This is a genomic window from Tepidimonas ignava (assembly GCF_004342625.1).
Taxonomy (GTDB): domain Bacteria; phylum Pseudomonadota; class Gammaproteobacteria; order Burkholderiales; family Burkholderiaceae_C; genus Tepidimonas; species Tepidimonas ignava.
Map to the genome: position 1 here is coordinate 1 of NZ_SMAH01000017.1, position 25,329 is coordinate 25,329.

Annotated in this window: 30 protein-coding genes; 4 read left to right on the top strand and 26 right to left on the bottom strand. The window is 67.3% G+C overall.

The window, feature by feature from the left end:
• Positions 1-393: 393 nt before the first annotated feature.
• The 4 genes from EDC36_RS11580 to EDC36_RS11595 form a co-directional block, all read right to left on the bottom strand.
• The gene (locus EDC36_RS11580; protein ID WP_132963424.1) at positions 394-1,395 is read right to left on the bottom strand and encodes a glycosyltransferase family protein; all 1,002 of its coding nucleotides are present in this window, start codon (positions 1,393-1,395) and stop codon (positions 394-396) included.
• Positions 1,396-1,412: 17 nt separating this feature from the next.
• Positions 1,413-2,249, bottom strand: a complete 837-nt coding sequence (locus EDC36_RS11585) for a glycosyltransferase family 2 protein (protein WP_243646578.1) — start codon at positions 2,247-2,249, stop codon at positions 1,413-1,415.
• Positions 2,250-2,313: 64 nt separating this feature from the next.
• The gene (locus EDC36_RS11590; protein ID WP_132963426.1) at positions 2,314-2,535 is read right to left on the bottom strand and encodes a zinc-finger domain-containing protein; all 222 of its coding nucleotides are present in this window, start codon (positions 2,533-2,535) and stop codon (positions 2,314-2,316) included.
• 30 nt (positions 2,536-2,565) lie between these two features.
• A complete protein-coding gene (locus tag EDC36_RS11595; protein WP_132963427.1) occupies positions 2,566-3,501 on the bottom strand; it encodes a branched-chain amino acid transaminase in 936 nt (311 codons plus the stop codon).
• Between the two features lie 189 nt (positions 3,502-3,690).
• On the opposite strand from EDC36_RS11595, the gene EDC36_RS11600 reads away from it, so the two are divergent.
• Positions 3,691-4,419, top strand: coding sequence for a hypothetical protein (locus tag EDC36_RS11600; RefSeq protein WP_132963428.1), 729 nt, complete (start codon positions 3,691-3,693; stop codon positions 4,417-4,419).
• Between the two features lie 66 nt (positions 4,420-4,485).
• Here the strand turns inward: EDC36_RS11600 and EDC36_RS11605 are convergent, their stop codons facing one another.
• From EDC36_RS11605 to EDC36_RS11630, 6 genes are read right to left on the bottom strand one after another with little or no spacing between them, the layout of a single operon-like run.
• Positions 4,486-5,607, bottom strand: a complete 1,122-nt coding sequence (locus tag EDC36_RS11605; RefSeq protein ID WP_132963429.1) for a protein-glutamate methylesterase/protein-glutamine glutaminase — start codon at positions 5,605-5,607, stop codon at positions 4,486-4,488.
• 15 nt (positions 5,608-5,622) lie between these two features.
• The gene (gene cheD, locus EDC36_RS11610; protein ID WP_132963430.1) at positions 5,623-6,258 is read right to left on the bottom strand and encodes a chemoreceptor glutamine deamidase CheD; all 636 of its coding nucleotides are present in this window, start codon (positions 6,256-6,258) and stop codon (positions 5,623-5,625) included.
• Positions 6,255-7,091: a CheR family methyltransferase gene (locus EDC36_RS11615; protein ID WP_132963431.1), complete on the bottom strand. Its 837-nt coding sequence runs from the start codon at positions 7,089-7,091 to the stop codon at positions 6,255-6,257. The genes cheD and EDC36_RS11615 overlap by 4 nt, the downstream gene beginning before the upstream one ends.
• A complete protein-coding gene (locus tag EDC36_RS11620) occupies positions 7,088-9,349 on the bottom strand; it encodes a chemotaxis protein CheA (protein ID WP_132963432.1) in 2,262 nt (753 codons plus the stop codon). Before EDC36_RS11620 ends, EDC36_RS11615 begins: the two co-directional genes overlap by 4 nt.
• Positions 9,350-9,383: 34 nt before the next feature.
• Positions 9,384-9,746 (bottom strand): response regulator, encoded by a 363-nt coding sequence (locus EDC36_RS11625; protein WP_132963433.1) that lies wholly within the window; start codon positions 9,744-9,746, stop codon positions 9,384-9,386.
• A 30-nt stretch (positions 9,747-9,776) separates the two neighbouring features.
• On the bottom strand, positions 9,777-10,295 hold the full coding sequence (locus tag EDC36_RS11630; RefSeq protein WP_313905141.1) for a hypothetical protein: 519 nt from the start codon (positions 10,293-10,295) through the stop codon (positions 9,777-9,779).
• A 116-nt stretch (positions 10,296-10,411) separates the two neighbouring features.
• On the opposite strand from EDC36_RS11630, the gene EDC36_RS11635 reads away from it, so the two are divergent.
• Positions 10,412-11,515, top strand: a complete 1,104-nt coding sequence (locus tag EDC36_RS11635) for an ATP-binding response regulator (protein WP_132963434.1) — start codon at positions 10,412-10,414, stop codon at positions 11,513-11,515.
• The gene (locus tag EDC36_RS11640) at positions 11,512-12,141 is read left to right on the top strand and encodes a response regulator (RefSeq protein ID WP_132963435.1); all 630 of its coding nucleotides are present in this window, start codon (positions 11,512-11,514) and stop codon (positions 12,139-12,141) included. The genes EDC36_RS11635 and EDC36_RS11640 overlap by 4 nt, the downstream gene beginning before the upstream one ends.
• 32 nt (positions 12,142-12,173) lie before the next feature.
• On the opposite strand, the gene fliR is transcribed toward EDC36_RS11640, so the two are convergent.
• From fliR to fliF, 13 genes are all read right to left on the bottom strand, one after another.
• On the bottom strand, positions 12,174-12,947 hold the full coding sequence (gene fliR, locus EDC36_RS11645) for a flagellar biosynthetic protein FliR (RefSeq protein ID WP_243646579.1): 774 nt from the start codon (positions 12,945-12,947) through the stop codon (positions 12,174-12,176).
• A gap of 35 nt (positions 12,948-12,982) precedes the next feature.
• Positions 12,983-13,252: a flagellar biosynthesis protein FliQ gene (fliQ, locus tag EDC36_RS11650; protein WP_132963436.1), complete on the bottom strand. Its 270-nt coding sequence runs from the start codon at positions 13,250-13,252 to the stop codon at positions 12,983-12,985.
• A gap of 16 nt (positions 13,253-13,268) precedes the next feature.
• Positions 13,269-14,036, bottom strand: coding sequence for a flagellar type III secretion system pore protein FliP (fliP, locus tag EDC36_RS11655; RefSeq protein WP_132963437.1), 768 nt, complete (start codon positions 14,034-14,036; stop codon positions 13,269-13,271).
• On the bottom strand, positions 14,033-14,377 hold the full coding sequence (locus EDC36_RS11660) for a FliO/MopB family protein (protein ID WP_132963438.1): 345 nt from the start codon (positions 14,375-14,377) through the stop codon (positions 14,033-14,035). The genes fliP and EDC36_RS11660 overlap by 4 nt, the downstream gene beginning before the upstream one ends.
• 20 nt (positions 14,378-14,397) lie before the next feature.
• Positions 14,398-14,841, bottom strand: coding sequence for a flagellar motor switch protein FliN (gene fliN / locus EDC36_RS11665; protein WP_132963439.1), 444 nt, complete (start codon positions 14,839-14,841; stop codon positions 14,398-14,400).
• Positions 14,838-15,845, bottom strand: a complete 1,008-nt coding sequence (fliM, locus tag EDC36_RS11670; protein WP_132963440.1) for a flagellar motor switch protein FliM — start codon at positions 15,843-15,845, stop codon at positions 14,838-14,840. Before fliM ends, fliN begins: the two co-directional genes overlap by 4 nt.
• Positions 15,846-15,889: 44 nt before the next feature.
• Positions 15,890-16,432, bottom strand: a complete 543-nt coding sequence (locus tag EDC36_RS11675; protein WP_132963441.1) for a flagellar basal body-associated FliL family protein — start codon at positions 16,430-16,432, stop codon at positions 15,890-15,892.
• 194 nt (positions 16,433-16,626) lie between these two features.
• The gene (locus EDC36_RS11680) at positions 16,627-17,940 is read right to left on the bottom strand and encodes a flagellar hook-length control protein FliK (protein WP_132963442.1); all 1,314 of its coding nucleotides are present in this window, start codon (positions 17,938-17,940) and stop codon (positions 16,627-16,629) included.
• Positions 17,941-17,956: 16 nt separating this feature from the next.
• On the bottom strand, positions 17,957-18,409 hold the full coding sequence (gene fliJ / locus EDC36_RS11685) for a flagellar export protein FliJ (RefSeq protein WP_132963443.1): 453 nt from the start codon (positions 18,407-18,409) through the stop codon (positions 17,957-17,959).
• Positions 18,406-19,863 carry a flagellar protein export ATPase FliI gene (fliI, locus tag EDC36_RS11690; RefSeq protein ID WP_132963444.1) on the bottom strand — a complete coding sequence of 486 codons (1,458 nt, stop codon included), beginning with the start codon at positions 19,861-19,863 and terminating at the stop codon, positions 18,406-18,408. Before fliI ends, fliJ begins: the two co-directional genes overlap by 4 nt.
• A complete protein-coding gene (locus tag EDC36_RS11695) occupies positions 19,844-20,584 on the bottom strand; it encodes a FliH/SctL family protein (protein ID WP_132963445.1) in 741 nt (246 codons plus the stop codon). The genes fliI and EDC36_RS11695 overlap by 20 nt, the downstream gene beginning before the upstream one ends.
• The gene (gene fliG, locus EDC36_RS11700) at positions 20,571-21,572 is read right to left on the bottom strand and encodes a flagellar motor switch protein FliG (protein ID WP_132963446.1); all 1,002 of its coding nucleotides are present in this window, start codon (positions 21,570-21,572) and stop codon (positions 20,571-20,573) included. The genes EDC36_RS11695 and fliG overlap by 14 nt, the downstream gene beginning before the upstream one ends.
• Positions 21,573-21,601: 29 nt before the next feature.
• Positions 21,602-23,347 (bottom strand): flagellar basal-body MS-ring/collar protein FliF, encoded by a 1,746-nt coding sequence (gene fliF, locus EDC36_RS11705; RefSeq protein WP_132963447.1) that lies wholly within the window; start codon positions 23,345-23,347, stop codon positions 21,602-21,604.
• 142 nt (positions 23,348-23,489) lie between these two features.
• Here fliF and fliE point away from each other — a divergent pair, with 142 nt between their 5' ends.
• Entirely contained in the window at positions 23,490-23,876 is a 387-nt protein-coding gene (gene fliE, locus EDC36_RS11710; RefSeq protein WP_132963448.1) for a flagellar hook-basal body complex protein FliE, read from the top strand.
• A 48-nt stretch (positions 23,877-23,924) separates the two neighbouring features.
• Here fliE and EDC36_RS11715 read toward each other — a convergent pair whose 3' ends face one another.
• From EDC36_RS11715 to EDC36_RS13195, 3 genes are read right to left on the bottom strand one after another with little or no spacing between them, the layout of a single operon-like run.
• Positions 23,925-24,236, bottom strand: a complete 312-nt coding sequence (locus tag EDC36_RS11715) for a flagellar protein FliT (RefSeq protein WP_132963478.1) — start codon at positions 24,234-24,236, stop codon at positions 23,925-23,927.
• Positions 24,237-24,265: 29 nt separating this feature from the next.
• On the bottom strand, positions 24,266-25,069 hold the full coding sequence (gene fliS, locus EDC36_RS11720; RefSeq protein ID WP_132963449.1) for a flagellar export chaperone FliS: 804 nt from the start codon (positions 25,067-25,069) through the stop codon (positions 24,266-24,268).
• A complete protein-coding gene (locus EDC36_RS13195) occupies positions 25,009-25,272 on the bottom strand; it encodes a hypothetical protein (RefSeq protein ID WP_143946054.1) in 264 nt (87 codons plus the stop codon). The genes fliS and EDC36_RS13195 overlap by 61 nt, the downstream gene beginning before the upstream one ends.
• Positions 25,273-25,329 lie beyond the last annotated feature (57 nt).

Genomic DNA, 25,329 nt, shown 5'->3' on the forward strand with positions numbered 1-25,329 from the left:
GGCGCATCAGACATCAGATCTGGGGGAAATTGTACTCGCAAACAGACAATAACACAAGAAAAATCATGATGTTATGAATATTTCAGGGGCGACTAGTTGCAGTTACCCGTCCCCTAAAAAGCCGTTACAACGGTGCCATTTGATTGCTTAACCGGCTCAATGCCGCAACGCATAAGAGCAGCACCGTGCATGGCACGCGGCTGTTGTTAAGATCGTCATGAATGAGCCGGCTTGGTGTGGGCGAGTCCGCCACAATCGTGTCATCATCGTTGCCGTCTCCCTGAACGTGCTGAACGCCCGGTGTAAGCCAAGTGTTCCCGATATTGCGGTTCACTGTGCACCAGTAGACGCCGTGGTACGAGGATGTCAAGTAATCGGCGGCGATGGCATACGTTAATTAAGCATAATTGATATTATATTCTCGACATCTTTGAGTTCTGTGGCTTCGCTGTAAAGATTCTTGAGCGCCATGCGTTGTGATTGGGATTGTTCTATAAAGCGGTCGAAGTCAGTTGTTGTGGCGTTTATTATTTCTTTGGCGAAGTCCAGTAGGGCGCCGTGTTCAATTTTTTTAAAAATAGGTTCGTGCCAGTATTCGGTGCCGCCTTGCCCTGTATATCCGATTACCATGTTGCCGGTAAGGGCTGCCTCCAGGGGTGGGATGGGTAATCCCTCGAGCTCAATGTGCGACAGAAATATTTTTGATGTTTGCATCTGTCGGGCGACTTCTATTTCAGTTGCGTTGTCAATTGGAATAAGTTTCCACGTTTTGGGGAGGTGTGGCGTGATGAAAAGCTTAAGAAGGTCGGCGTGTCGTGCAAGCTTGCGCGGCATATAGGTGATAATGTTTTGCTTTTGCTGTTGCAGGTGGAATATGGAATGATTAACGGAGTAATGGACGCGAAATAATTTTTGCTGGGTGAATGGATAGGCGCGAGCGACGCATTCGGTGGTGTTGTCTGATATGGTGAATATTGCTCTTGCGCCATGGTAGGCCAGCTCGGTGTCTTGTTGAGGCTTGGTGTTAATTAAATATCCGCCTTGCACATATATTGCGTATGGTATTTGCTCTCGAATCAGTTGGGGGCCGTATTTGTGCGCCCAAAGTTCAGGTAATATGACCCGGTCGCGGGCCGGGTCCAGGCGCTTCTGGATGTTTGTTAGTTTAAGTTTTCCGTTGACAATATGAGGCTTCAGTAATAGTGGTAATATTGGGGGGTTGGCGCTGAACCATGACGCTTTGTAAAATGGGCGATTAGGGTGAACAATTGCGGCCGAGTGGGGTGTCGTGCCTAGAAGTTTGTTGGCTAACTCTGCCTGTCTGTATAAAACTTTTATCCCGCCTACGGGGCGACGTTTTGTGGGGCAGAAGAAGAGCAGACGACGACCGCTCATAGTATTCTGGGAGTGTGTCAGTGGATGGTTTTAAATTTTATCGCGCCCACAAGTCTTCCGATCTTTCTTGCCAGCATTTTGGGTGACCAGAAGACGATGTGTAGAGGTAATGTGATGATGGTTAGTGCAATCAGTCGTAAACGTTGTTGGTGTGTTGGTGTCGTGTCGATATATTTGACTATGAAGGTTAATTTAGATTGCGCGTGGTGGTACCCACGCCAATATTCGGCGCTCAACCGTCGTGGTGAACGTACGGATCCGCGGGACCGGTGACGAATACGGCAGGAGGGGATGATGATCATCGACTGCTTGGATCTCAGCAGGCGCAGACACAAATCATCATCCTCGTAATAGAGGAAAAACCTTTCATCAAAGGCGGGTTGCGGAAGTTTCGCGACACGCACCAGCATGGCTGCGCCACACACGAAACCGACGCACAGGGGGCCTTCCGCGGCGGGTCCGGTGCTTTTCCAGTCCAGCCAAGGCCAACGGTAGTTCACTTCGGGGTGACCGTCGGCATCGCAGAGCTGCGGTGCAACCACGGCCGCATCGACGAACGTGTCCGCAGCGGTGACGAGGGTGTGAAGGTCGGCCGGGGTTGCTTCGCAATCAGGGTTGAGCAGCAACGCAAAGTCCGTCTGGCAGCGGGCAAGGGCCATGTTGTTGGCCGCACCGAAACCCACGTTGCGGGACAAGGCCAAGATGCTGGCGTGCGGCCAGCGTTTTTGTGCCAACGTGACGGTGCCGTCTTCGCTGGCGTTGTCGACAATGATGACGTGGGGACAGTGTCGCAGCAGTGGGTCCAGCGTGTCCAGGCAATGCGCGCTGTGGTGGGTGACCACCACGACGGTCACACGGTCCAACATGGCAGGGCGTCCCGTCAGCGGCAGGCGTTCGCACGACGGAACCGGTTCGCCATCAGTGGCCTCGTGCGCCGAGCTTGTCCCCGCGCAACCGGTACACCGTTCCGCAGTACGGACATTGCGCCTCACCTGTGGAGGCGACGTCCAGGAAGACCCGCGGGTGGCTGTTCCACAGTTCCATGCCAGCCTTGGGGTGGGGGCAGTGGATGCCGCCGTGCGCGTTGAGGTCGGTGGCGGCGAGCTCGACCACGGCGGGAGCTTGGGTGGTGGCGGTCATGGCGTTGCTCGTGTTGGGCAGGCAAGTGGGTCAGACCAGCGTCAGCCAGTGCGCGTACTTGGGGTTGCGGCCGTTGACGATGTCAAAGAAGGCGCTTTGGATCTTTTCGGTGATGGGGCCGCGCTCACCGGCGCCGATGGTCACGCGGTCCAGCTCACGGATGGGGGTGACTTCGGCGGCGGTGCCGGTGAAGAACGCCTCGTCGGCGATGTAGACCTCGTCGCGGGTGATGCGCTTTTGCACCACCTCCAGACCCAGGTCGCGCGCGATGTGCAGCACCGTGTTGCGCGTGATGCCGTTGAGCGCGCCGGCCGACAGGTCGGGGGTGTAAATCACGCCACCTTTGACGATAAAAAGGTTTTCGCCGGCGCCTTCAGAGACGAAACCGCTCGGGTCCAGCAGCAGCGCTTCGTCGTAGCCGTCGTCGGTGGCTTCCATGTTGGCCAGGATCGAGTTGGTGTAGTTGGACACCGTCTTGGCCTGGGTCATCGTGATGTTGACGTGGTGGCGCGTGTAGCTGGAGGTCTTGACGCGGATGCCGCGTTTCATGCCCTCTTCGCCCAGGTAGGCGCCCCACGCCCAAGCCGCCACCATCAGGTGCACGCGGTTGCCTTTGGGGCTGACGCCCAGCTTTTCGGAGCCGATCCAGGTCAGGGGGCGGATGTAACAGCTCTGCAGGCCGTTGGCGCGCACGACGGCGCGCTGCGCTTCGTTGACCTCGTCCATGCTGAACGGGATGTTCATGCGCAGGATCTTGGCGCTGTTGAACAGGCGCTCGGTGTGCTCCTGCAGCCGAAAAATCGCCGTGCCGCGTTCGGTCAGATACGCCCGCACCCCCTCGAAGGCGCCGCAGCCGTAGTGCAGGGTGTGGGTCAGGACGTGCACCTTGGCGTCGCGCCAGTCGATCAGTTCACCGTCCATCCAGATTTTGCCGTCGCGGTCGTGCAGTGGGAGCGGGGTTGCCATGGGTCGTCCTTGTTGGGTCGTCGTTGGGCGCGGCGCACGCCGCGCGCTGCCGGTAACACGATTGTAAGGTGGGCGGTGGCTTGAAAAACGGCGCACGACGCCCTAAAGTCGCGCTCAAGGTGGCCGATAACAACGGTGAGCCCGGGGCGTGTGCCCGTTGGGTTGGGTCGTCGAGCCGAGGATTGCGCCATGTTGACCATCTCGTCCATTGCTGTAGGGCCTTCACCGCAAGTGACGCCGACCGTGCGCGCGCAGCCGTTGACGCCCGCGCGGCCGGGCAACGCGGTCGCGCGTGAGGCGGTGGGTGCCGACCAGGTGGCGCCGCAGGGTGAAGCGGCGCGCGCGCAGGTGGCGGCCACCCCGCCGCTGGCGCCTGTGTCCCCTGCGCAGGAAGCTCAGCGGGCCGAGGCGCAAACCAACCCCAGCGCGCCGGAGCGCACCGGTTTGCCGGTCGCCGGACCCGAAGGCGGGCCGCGGCAGCGTGCGCAGGCCCAGGCGGTTCAAGACGAGCAGCGCCGGGCCGAGCGCGCGCGTGTGGAGCGCGACCAGCAGCAACAAGCCGAGCAGCGCCGTACCGAGCAGGCGCAGGCCAAGGATGCGCAGCAGGCCCAAACCGGCGATGATCAAGGCTTTCCCCCGGTCAAGAACCCCGCGCTGGAAGCGTTGGACACCCAAATCAAGGAGCTGTTGCCCAACCTCTGGAAGGCCAGCCGTGCGGCGGTGGACATGGTCATTGGCGATGAGGCGCGCGAAGCGGCGCAGCAGCGTGCCAAGGCGCTGGAGGAGCTGCACACGCGTCTCAACGCACCGCCGTTGGCCAACCTGCCCCCGGGCGAGCCGCAGCAAACCTACGGCGCCGCGGCAGACCAAGGCGGCTCCAACCCCCAGGCAGGGCGGCGGGTTGACCGGTTGGTGTAAGGCTGCCGTCCCGTTGGCCGGTTGGCAGACCCGCCGACGGCGCACGCCTGGGGTGCGCCGGCGCGCTCAGATGCGGTGACGCACCTCGGCCGCGGCCACCCGCTCCATGATGGCGCGGGCGATGTCCTTGAGTGGCAGCACCGCGTGCACAGCGCCCGCCTGGATGGCCATTTTCGGCATACCAAACACGACGCAACTGGCTTCGTCCTGCGCGATGTTGTAGGCGCCGGCGTCGCGCATTTCCTTCATCGCCTCGGCCCCGTCAGCCCCCATGCCGGTGAGCATGACGCCGATCGCGTTGGGCCCCAGCACGCGCGCGCAGGAGCGAAACAGCACCTCGACCGATGGTTTGTGGCGGTTGACGGGCGGGGAGTCGTCCACCACCGCGACGTAGTTGGCGCCGCTGCGCGCAAGAGAAAATTGTTTGCCGCCTGGCGCGATGTACGCGTGGCCGGGCAAGATGCGCTCGCCGTCGTGGGCCTCGCTCACCCGGATGCGGCACAGGCTGTCGAGCCGCGCCGCGAAGCTGGCGGTGAAGCCCGGTGGCATGTGCTGGGTGATGACGACGGCCGGGGCGTCGGCCGGCAGCTGCATCAGGATTTCTTTGATGGCCTCGGTGCCGCCGGTGGACGCGCCGATGCAAATGACCTTCTCGGTCGAGAGCCGAATCGGGGCGGCGGGGCTGGAGGACGCCGGGGCCCCCGAGACGACGCTGCGGACCGAGGCGCCGCTGGGGGTGGACGCGGTTCCCGCCGTGGCCGTGTTGACGGCGGGCAGCCGCCGCACGTGGGCCTTGGCCGCGATACGGATTTTGTCGACGATATCGTCGGCGAGTTGTTGCAGCCCGCTGGCCACGCCGATGCGCGGCTTGGCCACAAAATCGACCGCGCCCAGCTCCAGCGCGCGCAGCGTCGTTTCGGCGCCCTGCTCGGTCAGCGTCGACACCATCACGACGGGTGTCGGGCGCAGGCGCATCAGGCGCGCCAGGAATTCGAGCCCGTCCATTTTGGGCATTTCGACGTCCAGTGTGATGACGTCGGGGTTGCGCTCGCGGATGATCTCGCGTGCCTGCAGCGGGTCGGCGGCCGTGCCGACGCACTCCATGTCGGGCTGACGGTTGATGATCTCGGACAGCAGGCTGCGCACCAGCGCCGAGTCGTCGACGACGACCACCTTGATTTTCGCCATGGGGGTAAGGATAGCTCAGAACAGGTCGACGGTGCCGCCGGCGCGCGCCTGGGCCAGCCGGGTGGCCGTGCCTTGGCGCTCCTGCTGCTCGAGCAGATCGGGGTGGGCGTGGGCCAGGCGCTTGACCATGGCTTTGCCGGTGACCGGGAAAAACACCACCTTGCGCGGGTAGATGTCCATCACATCTTTGGACACCACCGGAATGCGTTCGGTGGCCAGGTAGTCCAGCACGAACTGGGTGTTGCGCTCACCGACGTTCATGCTGGTCATGCCGGCGATCACCGCGCCGCCGCCAAACACCTTGGCCTGCATGTACTCGCGCGTCGAGCCGCGTTTGACCAATTCGTTGATCAGCAATTCCATTGCGTACGAGCCGTAGCGCCCACCGGCGTCGGCGCCGCCTTCGGGCAGCATGAAGTGGTTCATGCCGCCGATGCGCAGGCGCGAATCCCAGATGCAGGCGGCGATGCACGACCCCAGCACGGTCATGATCAGGATATCTTCGTCGGCGACGAAATATTCGCCCGGCAGCACCTTGACCGCAGCGTACTTGAAATGCTGGTCGAAGAAAAAGAACGACGCCTCGCCCGGTTTGCGCGGGCGGGACTGGAGGACCTGCACGTGGGCAGGGGAGTGCACGGACGACGTCATACCCGTTCGTAAATGGTTTTGCCGCGCAGCCGAAACAGGTCACGCGCGTCGGAGAAATTTTCGGCGTGGCCGACAAACAACGTGCCGTGGGGCTTGAGCACGCGGTGGATGCGTGCCAGCACCTTGCGCTGGGTGTCGTGATCAAAGTAGATCATGACGTTGCGGCAAAAGACGACATCGAACGTTTCGCGCAATGGCCAGTGTTCGTCGATCAGGTTCAGCGTGAAAAACTCCAGGTGCCGCTGCAACTCGGGCTTGACGCGCGCCAACCCCTCATTGGCCCCTTTGCCGCGCAAAAAGTATTTGCGCAGTTGCTCCTGCGACAGCGGGCGCAGTTGCTCCAGTTTGTAGACGCCGCGTTGCGCGGTTTGCAGTACGCGCGTGTCGATGTCGCTGGCCCAGACGCGAAAGCGCCCGCCCGGGCCCAGCGCATCGCCCATCGTGATCGCGATGGAGTACGGCTCCTCCCCGGTGGAGGCGGCGCTGCACCAGATTTTCCAGTCGTGCGTGGGCTGTTCGCGGGCCAGCCGGGCCAGCTCCACGAAATGGTGCTGCTCGCGAAAAAACGACGTCAGGTTGGTGGTCAGGGCGTTGACGAACTCCTGCCACTCGTCCGGGTCGTGGCTGCTTTCCAGCCAGTCGAGGTACGCGCGAAAACTGTCGTGCCCCGTTTCCCGCAGCCGGCGCGACACGCGGCTGTACACCATGGCCTGCTTGCCTTCGTGCAAGCTGATGCCGGCGTGGCGGTAAATCAGTTGGCGGATACGCTCGAAATCCGCCGCCGTCCACGCAAACTCGCGCGTTTGCAGTTGGGCTGCGGCGTCGGGCTTCATGGCCGGGCGCGCCGCACCAGCGCGGAGGTGTCCAGGATCAACGACACGCTGCCGTCGCCCAGGATGGTGGCGCCAGACACGTTGGGCACTTTGCGGTAGTTGGCCTCCAGGTTTTTGATCACCACCTGCTGCTGGCCCAGCAGTTCGTCCACCATCAGCGCCACCCGCGCACCGTCGGACTCGATGACCACCATGATGCTGTTGGCGCCCGCATCGCTGTCCTTGCGCGGCACCTGAAACAGCGCGTCCAGCGCCACCACCGGCATGTACTCGTCGCGCACCTTGACCAGTTGCGCGCTTTGCGCCACCGTGTTGATGCTGCTGGACTCGACCTGGAAGGACTCCACCACCGACGACAGCGGCAGGATGTACACCTCGTCGCCGACCCGCACCGTCATGCCGTCCATGATGGCCAGCGTCAGCGGCAGGCGCACCTTGACACTCATGCCGTAGCCTTCGGCCGAATCGATCTCCACAGTGCCGCCCAGCGCGTGGATGTTCTTTTTGACCACATCCATGCCAACACCGCGGCCCGACACGTCGGTGACCACTTCGGCGGTGGAAAAGCCCGGCGCAAAGATCAGCTGCCAGACCTCCTGGTCGCTCATGTCGTCGGAGCACGGGATGCCTTTTTCGCGCGCTTTGCGCAGCAGCTTGTCGCGCGACAGGCCGCGGCCATCGTCCCGCACCTCGATGAGGATGGAGCCGCCCTGGTGCGCCGCCGACAGCGTGATCGTGCCCACTTCGGGCTTGCCTTTGGCGATGCGCTCGGCCGGCAGCTCGATGCCGTGGTCGCAGCTGTTGCGCACCAGGTGCGTCAGCGGGTCGGTGATCTTCTCGATCAGGCCCTTGTCCAGTTCGGTGGCTTCACCGTGGGTGACCAACTCGACCTTTTTGCCCAGCTTGGTGGCCAGGTCGCGCAGCATGCGCGGGAAACGGTTGAAGACGACCGACATCGGGATCATGCGGATCGACATCACCGATTCCTGCAAGTCGCGCGTGTTGCGCTCCAGGTCGGCCAGGCCCGCCAGCAGCTGCTGGTGGACGGTGGCATCAAGGTCGCGGCTGTACTGCGCCAGCATGGCCTGGGTGATGACCAGCTCGCCCACCTGGTTGATCAGCTGATCGATTTTGCTGACCGACACGCGCAGCGTGGTCGTTTCCAGTTGCGCACTGGCGGCGTTGCGCGCCGCCTTGGCGGCGTCGCGTGCACGTGCGTCGGCCTGCGCCGCTGCCCCGCCCCCGGCGGCGTTGGCCTGCACGGCGGCGATCTCGGCGCGCAGCTGCGCCGCGTGGTCGTCCGGCGTCACAGGGTTGCCCGGCGCCCCGGGGAACAGGCCGTAGCCGTGCACCTCGTCCGGGGCGGGCGCGGGCGCGCCGCTGGCGTCGGGGCGTGTGCCCGCCACAGGGCTGCCAGGCGCGCCTGCGAACAGGCCGTAGCCCTCTTCGATGACGTCGCGGCTGTGTTCCAGGCCGGCGTCCGCGCTGGCGGGCGCAGCGGGGGCCGCCGAGGGCGCGGAGGCGGGGGCGTCCAGTGGCTCCAGGCGGATGTGCTCGCGCGCGACGTGAAACGAAAACAGGTCCAGCAGCTCGTCGTCGCTGCTGGTGGTGTCGATCTCATAGATGCGCTGCGCGCCTTCGGTGCGCTCGGCCGTGATGGTCCCCAAGCCCGCAATGTCGCGGAACAGGTCCTTGATCGGGTCGGCCAGCTCCAGCCGGTCCAGCGGGCCGATGACAGCGCGCAGCCGCCGTGGTGCGCCAGGCGGGCTGGCCGCCGGCATGCCCCCCGCGCCAAGCGGGGCCGGGCTGGGCGCCGGTGGTGGGGGAGGGGGCGGTGGCACGGGGGCGGCCGCCTGGCCGCTGGCCAGCGCCCGGATGCGTGCCACGAGGCTGGCCGTCTCGGGCGCGTCGTTGGCCAGGCCTTGATGCCGGGCCAGCAGGCCCTTGAGCGCGTCGCTCGACTCGAGCAGCACGTCCACCATGGCCGCCGTGGGCGCCAGCTCGTGGCGGCGCAGTTTGTCCAGCAACGACTCCATCTGGTGGGTCAGTTCCGCCACGTCTTCAAAGCCGAATGTGGCCGCACCGCCTTTGATCGAATGCGCGCAGCGGAAGATGGCGTTGAGCGTCTCGTCGTCGACCGTGTCGAGGTCGAGGTTGAGCAGCAGCTGCTCCATCTGCTCGAGGTTTTCGCCTGCCTCCTCGAAAAAGATCTGGTAGAACTGGGTCAGGTCGAAGCCGTCGGTCGCGGTGTCAGCCATGGTCTTGCAGCCCGGGCGTGAGGGGTTGTGGGGGTCAGCGGATCACCTTGCGGATGACTTCGATGAGCCGGTTGGGGTCAAACGGTTTGACCAGCCAGCCGGTCGCCCCCGCGGCACGGCCAGCCTGTTTCATTTGGTCGCTGGACTCGGTGGTCAGGATCAGGATCGGCGTGGTGGCGTAGGCGGGCTGCTCACGCAGCTTGCGCACCAGGCCAATGCCGTCCAGCCGCGGCATGTTTTGGTCGGTCAGCACAAGGTCGAATTTTTGTTTTTGTGCTTTTTCGAAGGCGTCGACGCCGTCGACGGCCTCGACCACTTGAAAACCGGCGCCCACCAGGGTGAACGAGACCATCTTGCGCATCGATGCGGAATCGTCAACGGCCAAAATCGTGTGCATGGGGCTAACCTTGTGCGCTCAACGTAGGGTTCAAAACAGCTCGATGGAACCGGCGTCCATCTCGCTTTGGGTCACGGGGTTGGGGTTTTGCGGCAGGTGCGTCACCACCATGCCGACCTCGTCTTCTTCCGGTTCCATCACCTGCTCGGCCAGCATGTAGGCGCAGCCGCGCAGCACCTTGCCCACGTGCACCAGCAGCTGGGTGGACATGTCGTGAAATTGCAACTCCAGCAGGGCCATCTGGACCGACTCGCGCAGCTCCGCCACGGTGCCCGGGGCGGCTTCAGGGGGCAGCGTCTCGGCTGCGGCCACCGCGCGGTTGAGGCGGTCGAGCAAATTGGCGGTGGCGTGGTCCAGCAGCCCTTCGAGGCGTTTGAGGTCGTTCATCGCCACCAGCAGCGAGTCCTGCAGATCCGCCACGGCGCTCAGGCGCACCGCCACGGTGGGCTCGTCCTCCTGCGGCTCGGGCGGACGCGGCTCGACCACCGTGACCTCTTCGCGCGGCCAGCGGCGTCGTTGCGGGGTCGGGGTGCCATCCGGGTCGGTCATGGTCGGTGGGGCCTGCGTGGCCCGTGCAACTGCGTAGTTCACAAATATACTGGCTTTGTGTGCCCGTGGGCACCGGCATCAACCCGTAAAGTCGCCGTTTCGTCACCGCACCGACCATGAACCCCCCGCCGCTGCACCTGCTGCACCTGGAAGACAACCCCGTGGACCATGGGTTGCTGGTGCGTGCGTTGCGCCGCGCCGAGCTGGATGCCGAGGTGACGTTGGTGGACACGCTGGCGGCGTTCCAGCAGGCGCTGGCCACGCCGGGGGTGGACGCGGTGCTGGCCGACTACCACCTGGCGGGGTTTTCGGGCATGGAGGCCTGGGCCTGGATGCAGCAGCAGGGCATCGAGTTGCCGTTCATCCTGGTCTCCGGCGCGATTGGCGAGGCCACCGTGGCCGACGCCATGGTGCGGGGCGTGAGCGACTACGTCGACAAGCAGCACCTGACCCGCCTGCCGCACGTGCTGCAGCGGGCGCTGGAGCTGCACGCCACGCGCCGCCGCCAGGCCGAGGCCGCGGCCGCGCTGGCCGAGTCGCGTCAGCGCCTGCTGGAGCTGACCGAACACCTGCAAACCAGCATCGACCGCGAGCGCGCCGACATCGCGCGCGAGATCCACGACGACATCGGCGGGGCGCTGGCGGCGGTGCGGCTGGACTTGGCGTGGTTGCAGCGTCGCCTGACCGACCCCGAAGCGCTGGCGCACGTGCGCTCGGCGTTGACGATGGCCGAGCAGGCCCTGGGGGCCAGCCAGCGCATCATGCGCAACCTGCGCCCTGCGGTGCTGGATCAGGGTTTGATGGCCGCGCTGCAGTGGCTGACGCGCACGTTCGCCGAGCGCACGGGGTTGGACGTCACGCTGCACGGCAGACTGGCGCGCGCCGCGCTGCCACCGCGGGTCGAGATGGCCGCGTACCGCACCGTGCAGGAAGCGCTGACCAACGTGCTCAAGCACGCCCAGGCGCGCCGCGTGCGCGTCGAGGTCAGCGACCTGGAGGATCACCTGACCATCGAAGTGGCCGACGACGGCCGCGGCGCGGCGCCCGAGGCGTTGCGCAAGGAGCGCTCGTTTGGCCTGCTGGGCCTGCGCGAGCGCGCGCAGGCGGTGGGCGGCTGGCTGGATGTCGTCACGGCACCGGGGGAAGGCATGACGCTGATCCTTTCGGTACCATTGAGCGAGGCGGCGCGCCGTGCCGCCGAGGAGGATGCAAGCCTATGATCCGTGTGATGTTGTGCGACGACCACGCGGTCGTGCGCCGGGGCATCCGCGACACCCTGCAAGAGGCCACCGACATCCGCGTGGTGGCCGAAGCGGGCAGCTACCCCGAGCTGCGCGAGGCGTTGCGCCGCGAAACCCCGGACGTGCTGTTGCTCGATGTGGACCTGCCCGGGCGCAGTGGGCTGGAAATCCTGGCCGTGCTGCACGAGGAGGCCAGCCCCGTGCGCACCATCATGGTCAGCATGTACCCGGAGGACCAGTACGCGATCCGTTGCCTCAAGGCCGGTGCGATGGGTTACCTGAACAAAGGGGGCGACCCGCAGGCGCTCGTGGCCGCCGTGCGTGCCGTGGCGCAGGGGCGCAAATACATCACGCCCGAAATCGCGGAGCTGCTGGCCAACCACCTGCAGGCGCCCGAGGGGGGCGAGCTGCACGACGCGCTGTCGGAGCGCGAGCTGCAAACGCTCAAGATGATTGCGTCGGGCAAAAAGCTGTCGCAGATCGCCGAGGCGCTGATGATCAGCCCCAAAACCGTGAGCGTGTACCGCGCGCGTGTGCTCGAAAAACTCGGCCTGAGCAACAACGCCGAGTTGACCGTCTACGCCATCCGCAACAAGCTGGTGTGACACCAGGGCCGCGCCAGGTGCGGGGTGGCGTTTCAGCCCACTCCGTACAGCGCCGCCAGGCGCTGCAGCAGCTGGCGCGCCGGCTCGGCCAGCAGCGGCAGCGCCGCGGCCACCCCCACCAGCCCCACCGCCAGCGTCAGCGGAAAGCCGATGGCAAACACGTTCATCTGCGGCGCGATGCGCGAAATGATGCCCAGCACCACGTTGACGAACAGCAGCAGCACCACCAGCGGCAGCGCGATCCACAGCCCGTAGCCGAAAATCAGCCCGCCCAGCTCGTGCAGCGGCATGCGTTGCAGCGCCGCCGTGGTGCCATCCCCCACCGGCAGGGCCACGAAGCTGGCCGCCACCGCTTCAATCAACATCAGGTGGCCGTTGAGCACGATGAACAGCAACACCATGGCGTTGCCGTAAAAGCGCCCCACGGTGCTGGATTGGCCCCCAGTGGCGGGATCAAAAAAACCTGCGAAGTTCAGCCCCATTTGCAGCCCGACGATTTCGCCCGCCATCTCGACCGCGGCCATCACGATGCGGGCCGCCAGCCCAATGGCCACCCCAATGGCCAGTTGCTGCACCACCGCGGCCAGCGCCGTCAGGCTGCTGAGCGCCGGCAGCGGCGTGGGGGGCAGCGCCGGCTGCAGGCACACCGCCAGCACCAACGCCAGACCGATGCGCGTGCGCAGCGGCACCGAGCGCGCCGAAAACAACGGGGCTGTGCTCAGCACCGCCAGGATGCGCAGAAACGGCCACCACACGGGGGCCAGCCACCCCATCAGCTGCGCTTCGGTGAAGGTCAGGCTCGGCATGGCGGGGCGTGGGGCGCAGCCCGAACCGCGTCGCGCTACACCGCGTAGCTGGGCAGCGCCAGCAGCACACGGCGGAGGTATTCCACCAGCGTGGTCAGCATCCAGGGGCCGACAACGACGAGCACCGCCACCGCCGCCAGCAGCTTGGGCACGAACGACAGCGTGGCCTCGTTGATTTGTGTCAACGCCTGAAACAGGCTCACGACCAGCCCAACCACCAGCACCGCGCCCAGCACCGGGGCGGCCACCGCCAGCAGCGTGAACATGGCCTGCTGGCCCAGGGTCAAAACGGCTTGAGGGTCCATCGGGGGCTTGAGCGCATCAAGAGGGTGGGGCGAACGACGCCGCCAGCGAGCCGATCAGCAAGTTCCAGCCGTCGGCCAGCACGAACAGCATCAGCTTGAAGGGCAGCGCCACCAACACCGGCGACAGCATCATCATCCCCAGCGACATCAGCACGCTGGCCACGATCATGTCGATGACCAGAAACGGGATGAACACCATGAAGCCGATTTGGAACGCGGTTTTGAGCTCGCTGATGACAAACGCGGGCACCAGCACGCGCAGTGGCGCTTCGTCCACCGTGGTGGTGGGTGGCAGCTTGGCCAGGTTGACGAAGAGCTGGAAGTCGGCCTGGCGCGTTTGCGCTTTCATGAACGAGCGCATCGGCGCCTCGGCCGCGGCCACGGCTTGCTCGAAACTGGCCCGCCCCTCGCTGTAGGGCAGGTAGGCTTCCTGGTACACCCGGTCCAGCGTCGGGCCCATGATGAACAGCGTCAGAAACAGCGACAAGCCGATGATGACCTGGTTGGGCGGCGAGGCTTGCGTGCCCAGCGCCTGGCGCAGCAACGACAGCACGATGACCACGCGCGTAAACGCGGTCATCATCAGCAGCACCGCAGGCAGAAACGACAGCGCGGTGAAAAACAGCAGCGTCTGGATCGGCACCGAGTAGCTGGTGCCCTGCGGCCCCTGGGCCACGACCAGCGGCAGTTGCCCTGGAGGGGTGGTCGTCTGCGCCCACGCGGCGCTGGCCGCGCCGACCAGCACCAGCCCCGCCAGCAGGTGTCCCGCCGCGCTGCGCCTCATGCGGCGGGCTCCCGTCGCGCGTCGTCGGCAGCCAGCGTGCGCGCCACGTCGGCGTAGCGCGGGGTGGGCGCGCGCGCGCCCAGCGGCTGCACGTGCAGCGTGCGCACGTGTTGCGGCGTCACGCCCAGGGTCAGTTGCACCGGGGCGCCCGGCCCCTGCAGCTCCACCACCACCACACGCTGCTGCGGTCCCACCATCAATTGGGCCACCACACGCAGCGCCGCGCCACCGTCGCCCATGGCTTGCTGGCGGCGGCGCAGCCACTGCACACCCCACGCCAGCAACGCCAGCAGGGCCAACAGGCCCAGCGCAGGCAGCCACGCGGTCCAGGCGCTGTTCATGCTCGGCTCGCTCGCGGGGTTCAGTGCTTGCTCAGGCGCCGCAGGCGCTCCGAGGGCGTGACGATGTCGGTCAGGCGTATGCCGAACTTTTCGTTGACCACCACCACCTCGCCTTGGGCGATCAGGTAGCCGTTGACCAGCACGTCCATCGGCTCGCCCGCCAGCGCGTCGAGCTCGACGATGGAGCCCTGGGCCAGTTGCAGGATGTATTTGATCGGCACTTTGGTGCGGCCCAGCTCGACCGACAAGGTGACCGGGATGTCCAGCACCATGCTGATGTCGTTGTTGGCCGCAGGCGCGGGTGGGGCGCCGTCGAACGCGGGCGCACCGGCGAAGGGGTCATCGGCGCGGCCCGCCGAGGCGGTGCTGCTGGACTGCTCCTGCAGCGCTTGCGCCCATTCGTCGGCCAGCGCCTGCTCGTCCACCGGGGCGCTGGGCGGGTTGTCTTGCTGGTCGGTCGTCATAGGTCGGTCCTTCCGTGCGCGTGCCACGTGGCGTCGGAGCTGCGCAAGGTGCGCACCACCTTGAGCGCGTATTTGCCGTTGTGGGTGCCGTATTCACACTCCAGCACCGGCACGCCGTCCACCTTGGCCTGGATGATGCGCTGGCGCTCCAGTTCGATGAAGTCGCCCGGCTTCATCGCCAGCAACTGCTCGACGGTGGCGTCGGCGGTGGCCAGTTCGGCCACCAGTTCGACCTCGGCGGCCTGGATTTCCTGGCTCAGCAGCTTGACCCAGCGGCGGTCCACCTCCATCGAGTCGCCCTGCGTGTTGGAGTACAACAGGTCGCGAATCGGCTCCAGCGTGGAATACGGGATGCAAATGTGCAGTGCGCCGCTGATGTCGCCGATTTCCAGCGTGAAGCTGGTGCTGACGACGATTTCACTGGGTGTGGCGATGTTGGCGAATTGCGGCTGCATTTCGGAGCGCTGGTACACGAGCTCCAGCGGGTAAACGCCTTTCCACGCCTTTTTGTACTCTTCGGCCACCACGTCGACCATGCGGTTGATGACGCGTTGCTCGGTCGGTGAGAAGTCGCGCCCCTCGATGCGGGTGTGGAATTTGCCGGTGCCGCCAAAGAGGCTGTCGATGACGCCAAACAGCAGCGTGGGCTCGCACACCACCAACCCGCTGCCGCGCAACGGCCGCACCGCCATGATGTTGAAGTTGGTCGGCACGACCAGGTCACGCAGGAACATGCTGTACTTTTGCACCTGCACGGGGCCCACCGAGATTTCGGGGCTGCGGCGGATGAAGTTGAACAGCCCGACGCGCAGGTTGCGGGCGAAGCGCTCGTTGATGACCTCCATCGTGGGCATGCGCCCACGCACGATGCGCTCCTGCCGCGACAGGTCGTACGTTTGGATGCCGCCGGTCTGGACCTCTTCCTTGGCCAGTTTTTGGCTTTCGCCGGTGACGCCCTCGAGCAGGGCGTCGATCTCGTCCTGGGAGAGAAACGCGTCGCTCATGGTGTCACGTCCGTCGGTTGAGGTTCAGCAGGGTGCGCGGCGCATCACTGCACGATGATGCTGGAAAACAGCACCGCCTCCACGGGGCTGTAGCCCTTGTAGGGCTCCATGCCCGTGGTTTCCTGGATCAATTTCAAGATGTCGGCCGCCAGTTTTTCCTTGCCCTCAGCGCTGAGCAGCTCGTCGGCGGTGCGGCGCGAGATCTGCATCAGGATGCCGTTGCGGATGGCGGGCATGTATTTCTTGACCTCCTCGGCCGTGTGTGCGTCTTCCACCTGCAGCGTGATGCCGACTTGCGCGTAGCGCGTCGAGCCTGGGTCGGCCAGGTTGACCACCACCGCGTCCAGCGGCATGAAGGTGGGCGGGGCTTCGGCTTCCTTTTTCTTTTTGGGCTTGGCCTTTTCAGCTTTGGCGGGGGCTTCATCGGCCCCTTCCTCGTCGTGGCTGGCGCCTCGGAGCAGGAAGAACGCCGCCGCACCGCCACCGGCCAGCAGCACGACCAGGGCAACGATGATGATGAGCAGCTTTTTGCTCTTGGGGGGCGCCGCCTCACCGGCGGCCGCGGCTGGGGCTTCGGCTTTGGCCATGGTCACAGACTCGTCGTTGGGTTGAACCATTCACCGCCGGTGCCGCTTGGGCGCCTGCGGGACGCTGCCTATTGTGGCACGGCGCCGGCTCGACCCTTGCGGCGTATTGTGCGGGGGCGTGGTGTCGCTCATGAGCGCGATAAGCCCGGCTGCGTCGGCGTTGTTCGGGCGCTCACGCCCCCGCGACCATGGCCTTACGCGTACACGTCAAGTGCACCGCGCGGTGTTGCCGGGCGCGGCCCCTGCGCGTGCGCGGCCACCGCCGCGGATGCCATGGCGGCACCGATGCGGGCGGCGCGCGGCGCGCCGGCCGCCGCCTCGCCTTGGCCCTGTCCCTGCCGCGTGCCGACGTCCAACTGGCCCAGCGTCAACCCCGCGCGCGCCAGCGCGTCGGCCAGCACCTGCGGGGCCTGGGCCTGGATCAACTGCCGGGTGGCGGCGTCGTCGCTGCGAAACGTCAGGTGCGCCAGCCCCGCGTCCAACTGCACGTCCACCGCCAGCGGGGTGTCCCACGTCTCGTCGTCGAAGGTCAGGCTCGCCCGCTGTTGGTCGCCGGCGGACCACAGGGCCAGTTCGGCCCCCAGGGCATCGACGGTCTGTTGCAGGGCCGCCTCCAGCCGCTGGCCAAACGTGATCTCGACGGCGGCGCCACTGCCGCCGGTGTTGCCACCCGGCCCGTGGGGCGCGCCGTGCGGCGCGGCATGCCCAGGCAGGGCGTGGTCGCCGGCGCGCGGCTGACTGCCCTCTGCCGACGGCGTGGGGGTGGCGGCGCCCGCCGTCGCGGTCTCGCCCGCCGCGGGACCGACCGGGCTTGGGGTGCCGTCACCGACCAGCGCACGCAAACCATGCGCCACGCCGGCGTGCCCGGCCGCCTCGCGCAAGGCGGTCAGCGCGGCGTCCGACCGTGCGGCACCCGCGTCGGGCGCGGGGCCCTGGCCGGCGCCCGCGCGCGGGGCGGTCTTGGCGCGTGCACGGCCCGGCGGCCCCCCGGCGACCCCGGCCGGTGCGTCGCCGGGCGACGTCTGGCCAGGCTCGGTGCCGTGGCGCCCCTGCACCGCAGCCGCTTGCGGTGTTGGCCGTTCCTCGGTGTGCAGCCCGACGGCTTGGGCAAGCCGTTCGGCGGTCGCCGCACCCAGCAGCCCAGGTGGTTCGGTGCCCGGCCCGTTGACGATGGGCGCGTTGGCGCCCGCCTGGGCAACCGCTGGCGTGCCGGGCAGCGGGGGCCACGTGCCCCACAGGGCCGCGATCGCGTCGCCCGGCGGGACCTTGGGGTCATCCGCAAGCGCGTCCTGATCCGGCTGGCCGGCGCTGTCCGCCAGGGTGTCCGGGCCCGGCGCGCTGGTGGGGTCCGTGTCAGCCTGGGCATCGTCGGGCGCCGCCCGAAGGTCGGCCAGCAACTGGGCGAACAGGTCCGCGGGCGCGGCGGGGTCAGCCTTGCCGTGCGCCGCGGGGCGGGCTGCCGCGGGCGTCGCGGGGGTGGGGGCGGTGGTGGCTGCGGCGGTGGTCATGGTGTGTCCTCGCGCGTCAGGGACGGGGGGCATGGCGCCGACGGTGCTGCTGCAACGCCATGTCGTCGTTGAACTTTTGTTCCTGCCGCTGCAGGTGCTGTTGCCACTGCTGGGCGCGGCGCTGCTGCAAGCGGCGCAGCGTGGCCAGCGCGCGTTCGGCCTTGTGCCACTGGGCCTCGCAGTGCGCGATGCGTTGGTCGAGTTGTTGCAACACGTCGCTTTGGAGGTGGCTGGCGTGCTGCAGCCGCTCCATGAAGTGGCGCTGGGTGGCCAGCAGGGTCGGGCTGACGCCGGCGCGCGCGCGTTCGGTCCAGCGCTGCTCGGCCTCGCGCGCGTAGCCCTGCAGCGCGGCCAGTTGTTGTTCGGCCAACGCACGCTCGCGGCGGGCTTGCGCCAGCGCGGTCAGCGCGTCGTCGCGTTGGCGCTCGCGCAGCTGCACCAAGACGCTGAGGTCGGCGGGCTTTTTCATGCGCGTCCTCCGCGGGCGGTGGCGGCCAGCACCTGTTGCAAGCGCTGCACGCTGGCGTCGAACGGCGCGCCTTCGCGCATGTCCTGCTGCAGCAGCTCCACCATGCTCGGGTGCAGCTGGATGGCCAGGTCGGTGTCGGGGTCGCTGCCAGGCACGTAGGCGCCCAACTGGATCAGGTCGCGGCTTTTTTGGTAGCGCGACCACAGTTGCCGAAAGCGCCGCGCCAGCGCCCAGTGCTCGGGCGTGACGACGTTGTGCATGACGCGCGACGCCGAGGCTTCGATGTCGATCGCGGGGTACTGGCCGGCCTCGGCCAGCGCGCGCGACAGCACGATGTGGCCGTCCAGGATCGCGCGCGCCGCGTCGGCGATCGGGTCTTGCTGGTCGTCGCCCTCGGACAGCACGGTGTAAAACGCCGTGATCGAGCCGCCGCCCTCGGGCCCGTTGCCGGAGCGCTCGACCAACTGCGGCAGGCGTGCAAAAGCGCTCGGGGGGTAGCCCTTGGTGGCGGGCGGCTCACCGATGGCCAGGGCGATTTCGCGCTGCGCCATCGCGTAGCGGGTCAGCGAATCCATCAGCAGCAGCACGTGGCGGCCCTGGTCGCGGAAGTGCTCGGCGATCGCGGTGGCGTAGTGCGCGCCTTGCAGCCGCACCAGCGGTGGCGCGTCGGCCGGCGCGGCCACGACCACGGCGCGCTGCCGGTCACGCGCGGCCAGGATGTCTTCGATGAACTCCTTGACCTCGCGGCCGCGCTCGCCGATGAGGCCAACGACAATCACCTCGGCCTCGGTGAAGCGCGCCATCATGCCCAGCAGCACGCTTTTGCCGACGCCGGAGCCGGCGAACAGCCCCAGCCGCTGCCCGCGGCCCACGGTCAGCAGCGCGTTGATGGCGCGCACCCCCGTGTCCAGCGGCTGGCGGATGGGGGCACGCTGCATCGCGTTGATGGGCGGGCGCTCCATCGGCTCGGCGTGGACGGCGTCCAGCGGGCCGGCGCCGTCCAACGGCACGCCGTAGGCGTCCACCACGCGGCCCAGCAGCCCCGGCCCCAGTGGCAGGCGCAGCACACCGCGCTCATCGAGCGGGGCGGTCAGGGCGGCGGCCTCGGCCCCCCAGCGCAGCCGCGGGCGAAATGGCGGCAGCGGCCGCACGATGGCGCCCGGCGCCAGCCCTGTGGTGGCGCTGGCCGGCATCAAAAAGGCGCGGTCGCCGGCAAACCCCACCACCTCGGCCAGCACCGGCTCGCCGTCACCGGGGGCCAGCGGGTCGCTGTGGGCGGTGATCGCGCACTGGCTGCCCACCGGCACGTGGATGCCACGCGCTTCCAGCACCAGGCCGGCCATGCGCGTCAGGCGCCCGCCGCTGTCCAGCGGCAGCGGGCGCTGCGCCAGCGTGCGCGCCGCTTGCATGAAGGCTTGCCAGCGGGCTGCGGGGTCAGGCGTCGGTCCGCTCATCGCTGCGCTCCGTCGTCGGGGCCTCCCACGGCTCGTCGTCACGGCCCAGCGCGGCCAGCGCACGTGCCCAGCGCCGCGCCAGCGTGGCGTCCACCACCCCCGAGGCCGATTCCACCACGCAACCGCCGGGTTGCACGCGCGGGTCCGCCACCGCCTGCACCCGGCGGCCGGCCAGCAGCTCGCCCAGCGCGGGTTGCAGCATGTCCAGGTCGTGCGGGTGCAGCCGCAGGGTGGCGGGTTGCGCGTCGTCGGTGAGTTGCTCCAGGGCCTCCTGCACCACCGCGCGTACCGGCGCCAAGGGTTGGGCGAGCTCGCGGCGCACCACCTGGCGCGCCACGTCGCACGCCAGCGCCAGCACCTGCTCGGCCAGCTGCGTGCGCAGCGCCTCGAGCTCGGCTTGCAGGCTGGCGACCAGCGCCTCCACGCGGCGCGCCTGCTCGGCGGCCTGGGCCTGGAGGTTGGCCAGCAAGGCGTCGCGGGTTTCCTGGGCGCCGGCCTGGCGGCCTTGTTCGAAACCTTCGGTGTAGCCGCGCGCGTGGGCCTGCCGCAATTGCTCCTCGGTGGCGGCCAGCGCTGCGCGCTGGCGCGCCTCGGCTTCGGCACGCTGGGCCGCCAGGGTGGCCTCGTCCACCGGCGCGAAGGTCCAGCTTTGCACCTGCTGCACCTCCTCGCGCGGGATGAAGCGTTGGTAGGGGTGCGCGCCGCGGTTAGACGAAGGCATCGTCGCCACCTCCACCCAGCACGATCTGGCCTTCGTCGGCCAAACGGCGCACGACCTTGAGAATTTCCTTTTGCTGCGCCTCCACTTCCGACAGCCGCACGGGTCCGCGCGACTCCAGGTCTTCTTTGAGCGCTTCGGCCGCGCGGCTGGACATGTTGGACAGGATTTTTTCGCGCAGCTCCTGCGACGCGCCCTTGAGCGCCACCACCAGTTGGTCCGACGACACCTCCTTGAGCACCATCTGCAGCGACTTGTTGTCGAGCTTGAGCAGGTCCTCGAAGGTGAACATCTTGTCCATGATCTTCTGGGCCAGGTCCGGGTCCTGCTCGCGGATGGCCTCGATGACGCTGGCCTCCAGACTCGCGCCCAGCAGGTTGATGATCTCCGCCGCCGTCTTGACCCCCCCCAGCGAGCTCTTGCGGATCTTGTCGCCGCCGGCCAGCACTTGGTACAGCGCTTCGTTGAGGTCTTTGAGCGCCACGGGCTGGATGCCCTCGAGCGTCGCGATGCGCAGCATCACCTCGTTGCGCGTGCGCTCGGTGAAATGCTTGAGGATGTTGGCCGCGTGGTCCTGGTCCAGGTGCACCAGGATCGCCGCCAGGATCTGAGGGTGTTCGTTGCGCAGCAGCTCGGCCACCGACAGCGGGTCCATCCACTTCAGGCTTTCGATGCCCGACACATCGCCGCCTTGCAAGATGCGGTCGATCAGCAGCGACGCCTTGTCCTCGCCCAGCGCGCGCTTGAGCACCGAGCGCACGTAGTTGTCGGTGTCCGACACCAGCAGGCTTTGCGATTGCGCCTCGCGCACGAAGCGCTCGATGACGCCGTTGACTTTTTCTTTCGGCACCGCGCGCATGCGCGCGATCGCCTCGCCCAGGCGCTGCACCTCCTTGGGCGAGAAATGCTTGAACACCTCGGCCGCCTCTTCCTCGCCGAGCGACATGAGGAAGATGGCGGCGTCCTGCAGTCCGTCGTCGCTGTCAGCCATGGGTGCTCATCCGTTGCCTGTGGGCCGCCTCAAGCGGGCACCCCCTCGCCGCTGATCCAGCCCTTGATGATATTGGCCACCGCCGCCGGGTTCTCCTTGGCCAACCGGCGCGCGTCTTCCAGGTGGCGTTCCTCGGGGGTGGGCTCATTGTGCACCGGTTGCGGCAGGCCTGGGCGCTCCACCTCCTCGGCCACCAGCGCTTCCAACTGGCCGCCAGGGGCGGGCAGGGCGCCAGCCTGGCCCGGTGCGGCGCCGGCGGCCTCGGGCGCGGGCGGGGGCTGCATCATCTTCAGCGTCGGGCGCACCATCAGCAGCCACGCCAACAGCCCGGCCAGCACCAACCCCAGCGGCGCCCCCAGGCTGCGCGCGGTGTCCAACACATCCGGGTTGCGGTACCAGGGCAGCTCCACCGGCTCCACCTTGGGCTGGTTGAACGGCGCGTTGACCACGTTGACGGAGTCGCCGCGCTCGCCGTTGAAACCGATGGCTTCGCGCACCAGCGCCTGGATTTGCTGCAGCTGCTCGGGCGGCAGCGGGGCGGTGTTGGTGTTGCCTTTTTTGTCGGTGACCTGGGTGTGGTTGATCACCACCGCGGCGCTCAGGCGCCGCACGGTGCCGCTGGCGTTGCGCGTGACCGAGACGGTCTTGTCAACCTCGTAGTTGACCACCTGCTCGCGGCGGCTGCGCGCGTCGGCGCCGGCCGCGCCGCCTTGGCCCACCACCCCCACCGGGGCGCCGGGGCCGTTGATCGGGGCGGCGGTGGCCCCCGGCGCCACGTTGGTGGCCGCACCCGGCACACCGGCGGGTTGGGTGGGGGTGCCCGCGCTTTCTTCGATGGTTTGGGAGCTGCGCACCGCCGCGGGCTCGTTGCCCTGGTTGGGGCGGTGCTGCTCGGTGGTCGATTCGGTCAGCGAAAAGTCCACATCGGCCGTGACGGTGGCACGCACGTTGTCGCGCCCGACCACGGGTTCGAGCAGATCCAGAATGCGTTGCTGGTAGGTGCGCTCCAGCGTGCGCACGTACTCCAACTGGCGCGAGTCGATGCCGCCGTCGCCTTCGGGCCGCTGTGACAGCAGCGTGCCGTTTTGGTCGATGACACTGACGGCCTTGGGGTCGAGCTCCGGCACCGAGCTGGCCACCAGGTGCACGATGCCCGCCACCTGCGTGCGGTCCAGGCTGCGGCCCGGGTGCAGCGTCACCACCACGCTGGCCGAAGGCTTTTGCTGCTCGCGGAAAAACCCATTCTGGTTGGGCAGCGCCAAGTGCACGCGCGCATCGGCCACCGACTGCAGCGACAAAATGGTGCGCGTCAACTCGCCTTCCAGGCTGCGCTGGAAGTTGACGCGCTCCTGGAACTGCGTCATGCCCAGCTTGGTTTGGTCCATCAGCTCAAAGCCCGTCACCGTGCCCTTGGGCAGCCCTAGGCTGGCCAGCTTCATGCGCACGTCGTTGACGCGATCCGCCGGCACCAGGATCGCGTTGCCCCCGTCAGCGTGCTTGTACGGCACGTTCATCTGCGACAGTTGCGCCAGGATCGCGCCACCGTCCTTGTCCGACAGGTTGGCGTAGAGCACGCGGTAGTCGGGCCGGTTCAGCATGTAAAACGCCGCCGCCAGCAGCGCCACCGCCGCCAGCGCGCCGGCCACGAGCAGCGCCTTGCGCGGGGTGGGCAAGCGCTGCCAGCCCGCCACCAGCGGCGTGGGCGCGGCGGCGGGGGCCAGCTCGGCGGCGTCCAGTTCGGTGCCAGTGCTCAGGGCAGGGGTGGTGGTAGCCATGGGCGCCATTATTCGCCCGGCGCGGCGCGCGCCTAAAGCGCAAACAGACCGGCGGTGCGGCCGCTGTTTGCGCTTATGCGGTGGCGGGGCCTGCCGTTACGATGCCCCCACGCGTTGCCCAGCCCCACAAGGAGAATTGCCCATGGACCTGCGACTGCTGCCCTCGGCCGGCGCTGCCCTCAGCCCCGCCCAGGCCGCCGCACTGCGCGCGGCCCAAAAGGCGCTGGCGGCCAAGGCCGCCGCCGGGGCGACGCCTGTGGCCAACCCCGCGGCCACCAACCCGACGGCGGTGCGCGCCACCCCTCAACCCGGCTTTGGCGACGCGCTGCGCAGCGCCCTGCGTGAGGTCAGCGCGGCGCAACAACAGGCCACCGAGCTGCAAAACCGCGTGCAAATGGGCGACCGCAGCGCCAGCCTGGAGCAGACCATGGTGGCCATGCAAAAAGCGCAAATCGGCTTTCAAGCCGCGCTGCACGTGCGCAACCGCATGATGCAGGCGTACACCGACGTGATGAACATGCAGGTGTGAGCGCGGCGGACGCGCCCACGTTCGGGGCGCGCCCCGCGCGCGGCGCCATCAGTGCAGCGACAGCGAGCGGCTGCCGGGCGGGGTGTTTTCCCACGCGTCCAGCCACGGCTCGGCCAGCGCGCGGATCTGGGCGTCGTGGCGCAGGATCGCCAGCATCACGCGGTGTTTTTCGGCGCGCTGCTGCGGCGTCAGTTCGACGTCCTTGGCTTGGGCGCGCAGCTGCTCGATCAACACCGCGCAGGCGCCTTCCAGCTCCGCCACACGATCCCAGTCGTCGGTCTCAGCCGCCTGCAGCATGCGTGCGCTCAGTTCCTCCAGCGCGTGGTAGCACTGCAGCACATCCAGTTCGGGCTTGTCCATGTTGGCCTCGCGCATCGTCGGTGGGGTGCTCACTGCGGGCGGATTTGGTTCCAGGCGTCGGCCACACCGCGCAGGTGCTGGCGAACTTCCTCGAACATACCACGGTCACGCTTGGCATGCGCTTCGGCCAGACGCACGGCGCAGTACTCGTACAAGGCATCCAGCCGTTGCGCCAGCTCGCCGCCTTTGTCGAGGTCCAGACCCTCGCGCAGTCCCTCCTGGATGAGTTGGATAGCCTTGTTGACCGCCTTGCCACGCTGCTCGGTCTGGTGCGCTTCCATGGCCGCCAGGGCCAGGGCAATCTGGGCCTCGATCGCGTCAAACAGCATGGCGATCAGCTCATGCGGGCTGGCGGCCGCCACGCGGCTGGCCGCGGCATGCTGGGTGTATGCATGAACCGTGCGGGCATGGGGAGGGGTGTACATCGTGTCACTCCTGACGTTGGGTTGCTCTTTGTCCTTGTTATCGGTCATGGCAGCACCTACTTGAGCGACGGACGTGAGGGTGACGAGATGAACAGCCCGGCCCACGCACGTCTTATCGGACGACTTCGACGTTGAGCGGCACGCACGGCATGATTTCCGCTGGGCTGGGCTGTAATGTACGCCCATCTTGGTGGTTTGAGCCATGCCCACACCCCGCACAAGCAGCTCGTCGGCCTCGAAATCCCGCGCGACATCTGCGATGGGGGCTGCGAGGAACCCTGGCGTTGGCAAGGTCGCGCGCGGCGTGGCGACGGCGTTGAGCCGCTGCAGCGCGTCGTTGCCCACGGCTACGTACGCGGCGGCGCGTTGTGCCTCGAGTTGCTCGGCATGCACGATGTCGTCTTCCATGCGCCGAACGTCAGCACCGCCTCGCGCACCGGTTCCCAGCCCAGTCGATCCTGAAGCTCGGGGCGTTCGCGCACGGTTTTGGCCAGCCCCGTCGTGGCACTGTCGATGTGGTAGGCGACGATCGCATCGTGTTGGACAAAGCTTTCGGCCACGGCGCGCGGCAGGCTCTGCGAGCGCAACACGCCCCCGCCCAGACCCTGCATCGCTCCCGCACGCCAGGCGTCCAGATCCCGTGGGCGGCGAACGCCGAACGAGCCACT

What these genes read in the sequence shown, in the direction of transcription:
- EDC36_RS11620 (WP_132963432.1), bottom strand. Translation starts at nt 9,349, where the DNA reads ATGGCTGACACCGCGACCGACGGCTTCGACCTGACCCAGTTCTACCAG.
- EDC36_RS11635 (WP_132963434.1), top strand. Translation starts at nt 10,412, where the DNA reads ATGAACCCCCCGCCGCTGCACCTGCTGCACCTGGAAGACAACCCCGTG.
- EDC36_RS11595 (WP_132963427.1), bottom strand. Translation starts at nt 3,501, where the DNA reads ATGGCAACCCCGCTCCCACTGCACGACCGCGACGGCAAAATCTGGATG.
- EDC36_RS11615 (WP_132963431.1), bottom strand. Translation starts at nt 7,091, where the DNA reads ATGAAGCCCGACGCCGCAGCCCAACTGCAAACGCGCGAGTTTGCGTGG.
- EDC36_RS11600 (WP_132963428.1), top strand. Translation starts at nt 3,691, where the DNA reads ATGTTGACCATCTCGTCCATTGCTGTAGGGCCTTCACCGCAAGTGACG.
- EDC36_RS13195 (WP_143946054.1), bottom strand. Translation starts at nt 25,272, where the DNA reads ATGCAGGGTCTGGGCGGGGGCGTGTTGCGCTCGCAGAGCCTGCCGCGC.
- fliS (WP_132963449.1), bottom strand. Translation starts at nt 25,069, where the DNA reads ATGGAAGACGACATCGTGCATGCCGAGCAACTCGAGGCACAACGCGCC.
- EDC36_RS11640 (WP_132963435.1), top strand. Translation starts at nt 11,512, where the DNA reads ATGATCCGTGTGATGTTGTGCGACGACCACGCGGTCGTGCGCCGGGGC.
- fliQ (WP_132963436.1), bottom strand. Translation starts at nt 13,252, where the DNA reads ATGGACCCTCAAGCCGTTTTGACCCTGGGCCAGCAGGCCATGTTCACG.
- EDC36_RS11715 (WP_132963478.1), bottom strand. Translation starts at nt 24,236, where the DNA reads ATGGACAAGCCCGAACTGGATGTGCTGCAGTGCTACCACGCGCTGGAG.
- EDC36_RS11660 (WP_132963438.1), bottom strand. Translation starts at nt 14,377, where the DNA reads ATGAACAGCGCCTGGACCGCGTGGCTGCCTGCGCTGGGCCTGTTGGCC.
- fliR (WP_243646579.1), bottom strand. Translation starts at nt 12,947, where the DNA reads ATGCCGAGCCTGACCTTCACCGAAGCGCAGCTGATGGGGTGGCTGGCC.
- fliI (WP_132963444.1), bottom strand. Translation starts at nt 19,863, where the DNA reads ATGAGCGGACCGACGCCTGACCCCGCAGCCCGCTGGCAAGCCTTCATG.
- EDC36_RS11580 (WP_132963424.1), bottom strand. Translation starts at nt 1,395, where the DNA reads ATGAGCGGTCGTCGTCTGCTCTTCTTCTGCCCCACAAAACGTCGCCCC.
- EDC36_RS11625 (WP_132963433.1), bottom strand. Translation starts at nt 9,746, where the DNA reads ATGCACACGATTTTGGCCGTTGACGATTCCGCATCGATGCGCAAGATG.
- EDC36_RS11630 (WP_313905141.1), bottom strand. Translation starts at nt 10,295, where the DNA reads ATGACCGACCCGGATGGCACCCCGACCCCGCAACGACGCCGCTGGCCG.
- fliG (WP_132963446.1), bottom strand. Translation starts at nt 21,572, where the DNA reads ATGGCTGACAGCGACGACGGACTGCAGGACGCCGCCATCTTCCTCATG.
- EDC36_RS11695 (WP_132963445.1), bottom strand. Translation starts at nt 20,584, where the DNA reads ATGCCTTCGTCTAACCGCGGCGCGCACCCCTACCAACGCTTCATCCCG.
- cheD (WP_132963430.1), bottom strand. Translation starts at nt 6,258, where the DNA reads ATGACGTCGTCCGTGCACTCCCCTGCCCACGTGCAGGTCCTCCAGTCC.
- fliM (WP_132963440.1), bottom strand. Translation starts at nt 15,845, where the DNA reads ATGAGCGACGCGTTTCTCTCCCAGGACGAGATCGACGCCCTGCTCGAG.
- EDC36_RS11605 (WP_132963429.1), bottom strand. Translation starts at nt 5,607, where the DNA reads ATGGCGAAAATCAAGGTGGTCGTCGTCGACGACTCGGCGCTGGTGCGC.
- fliN (WP_132963439.1), bottom strand. Translation starts at nt 14,841, where the DNA reads ATGACGACCGACCAGCAAGACAACCCGCCCAGCGCCCCGGTGGACGAG.
- fliE (WP_132963448.1), top strand. Translation starts at nt 23,490, where the DNA reads ATGGACCTGCGACTGCTGCCCTCGGCCGGCGCTGCCCTCAGCCCCGCC.
- fliP (WP_132963437.1), bottom strand. Translation starts at nt 14,036, where the DNA reads ATGAGGCGCAGCGCGGCGGGACACCTGCTGGCGGGGCTGGTGCTGGTC.
- fliJ (WP_132963443.1), bottom strand. Translation starts at nt 18,409, where the DNA reads ATGAAAAAGCCCGCCGACCTCAGCGTCTTGGTGCAGCTGCGCGAGCGC.
- EDC36_RS11590 (WP_132963426.1), bottom strand. Translation starts at nt 2,535, where the DNA reads ATGACCGCCACCACCCAAGCTCCCGCCGTGGTCGAGCTCGCCGCCACC.
- fliF (WP_132963447.1), bottom strand. Translation starts at nt 23,347, where the DNA reads ATGGCTACCACCACCCCTGCCCTGAGCACTGGCACCGAACTGGACGCC.
- EDC36_RS11675 (WP_132963441.1), bottom strand. Translation starts at nt 16,432, where the DNA reads ATGGCCAAAGCCGAAGCCCCAGCCGCGGCCGCCGGTGAGGCGGCGCCC.
- EDC36_RS11680 (WP_132963442.1), bottom strand. Translation starts at nt 17,940, where the DNA reads ATGACCACCGCCGCAGCCACCACCGCCCCCACCCCCGCGACGCCCGCG.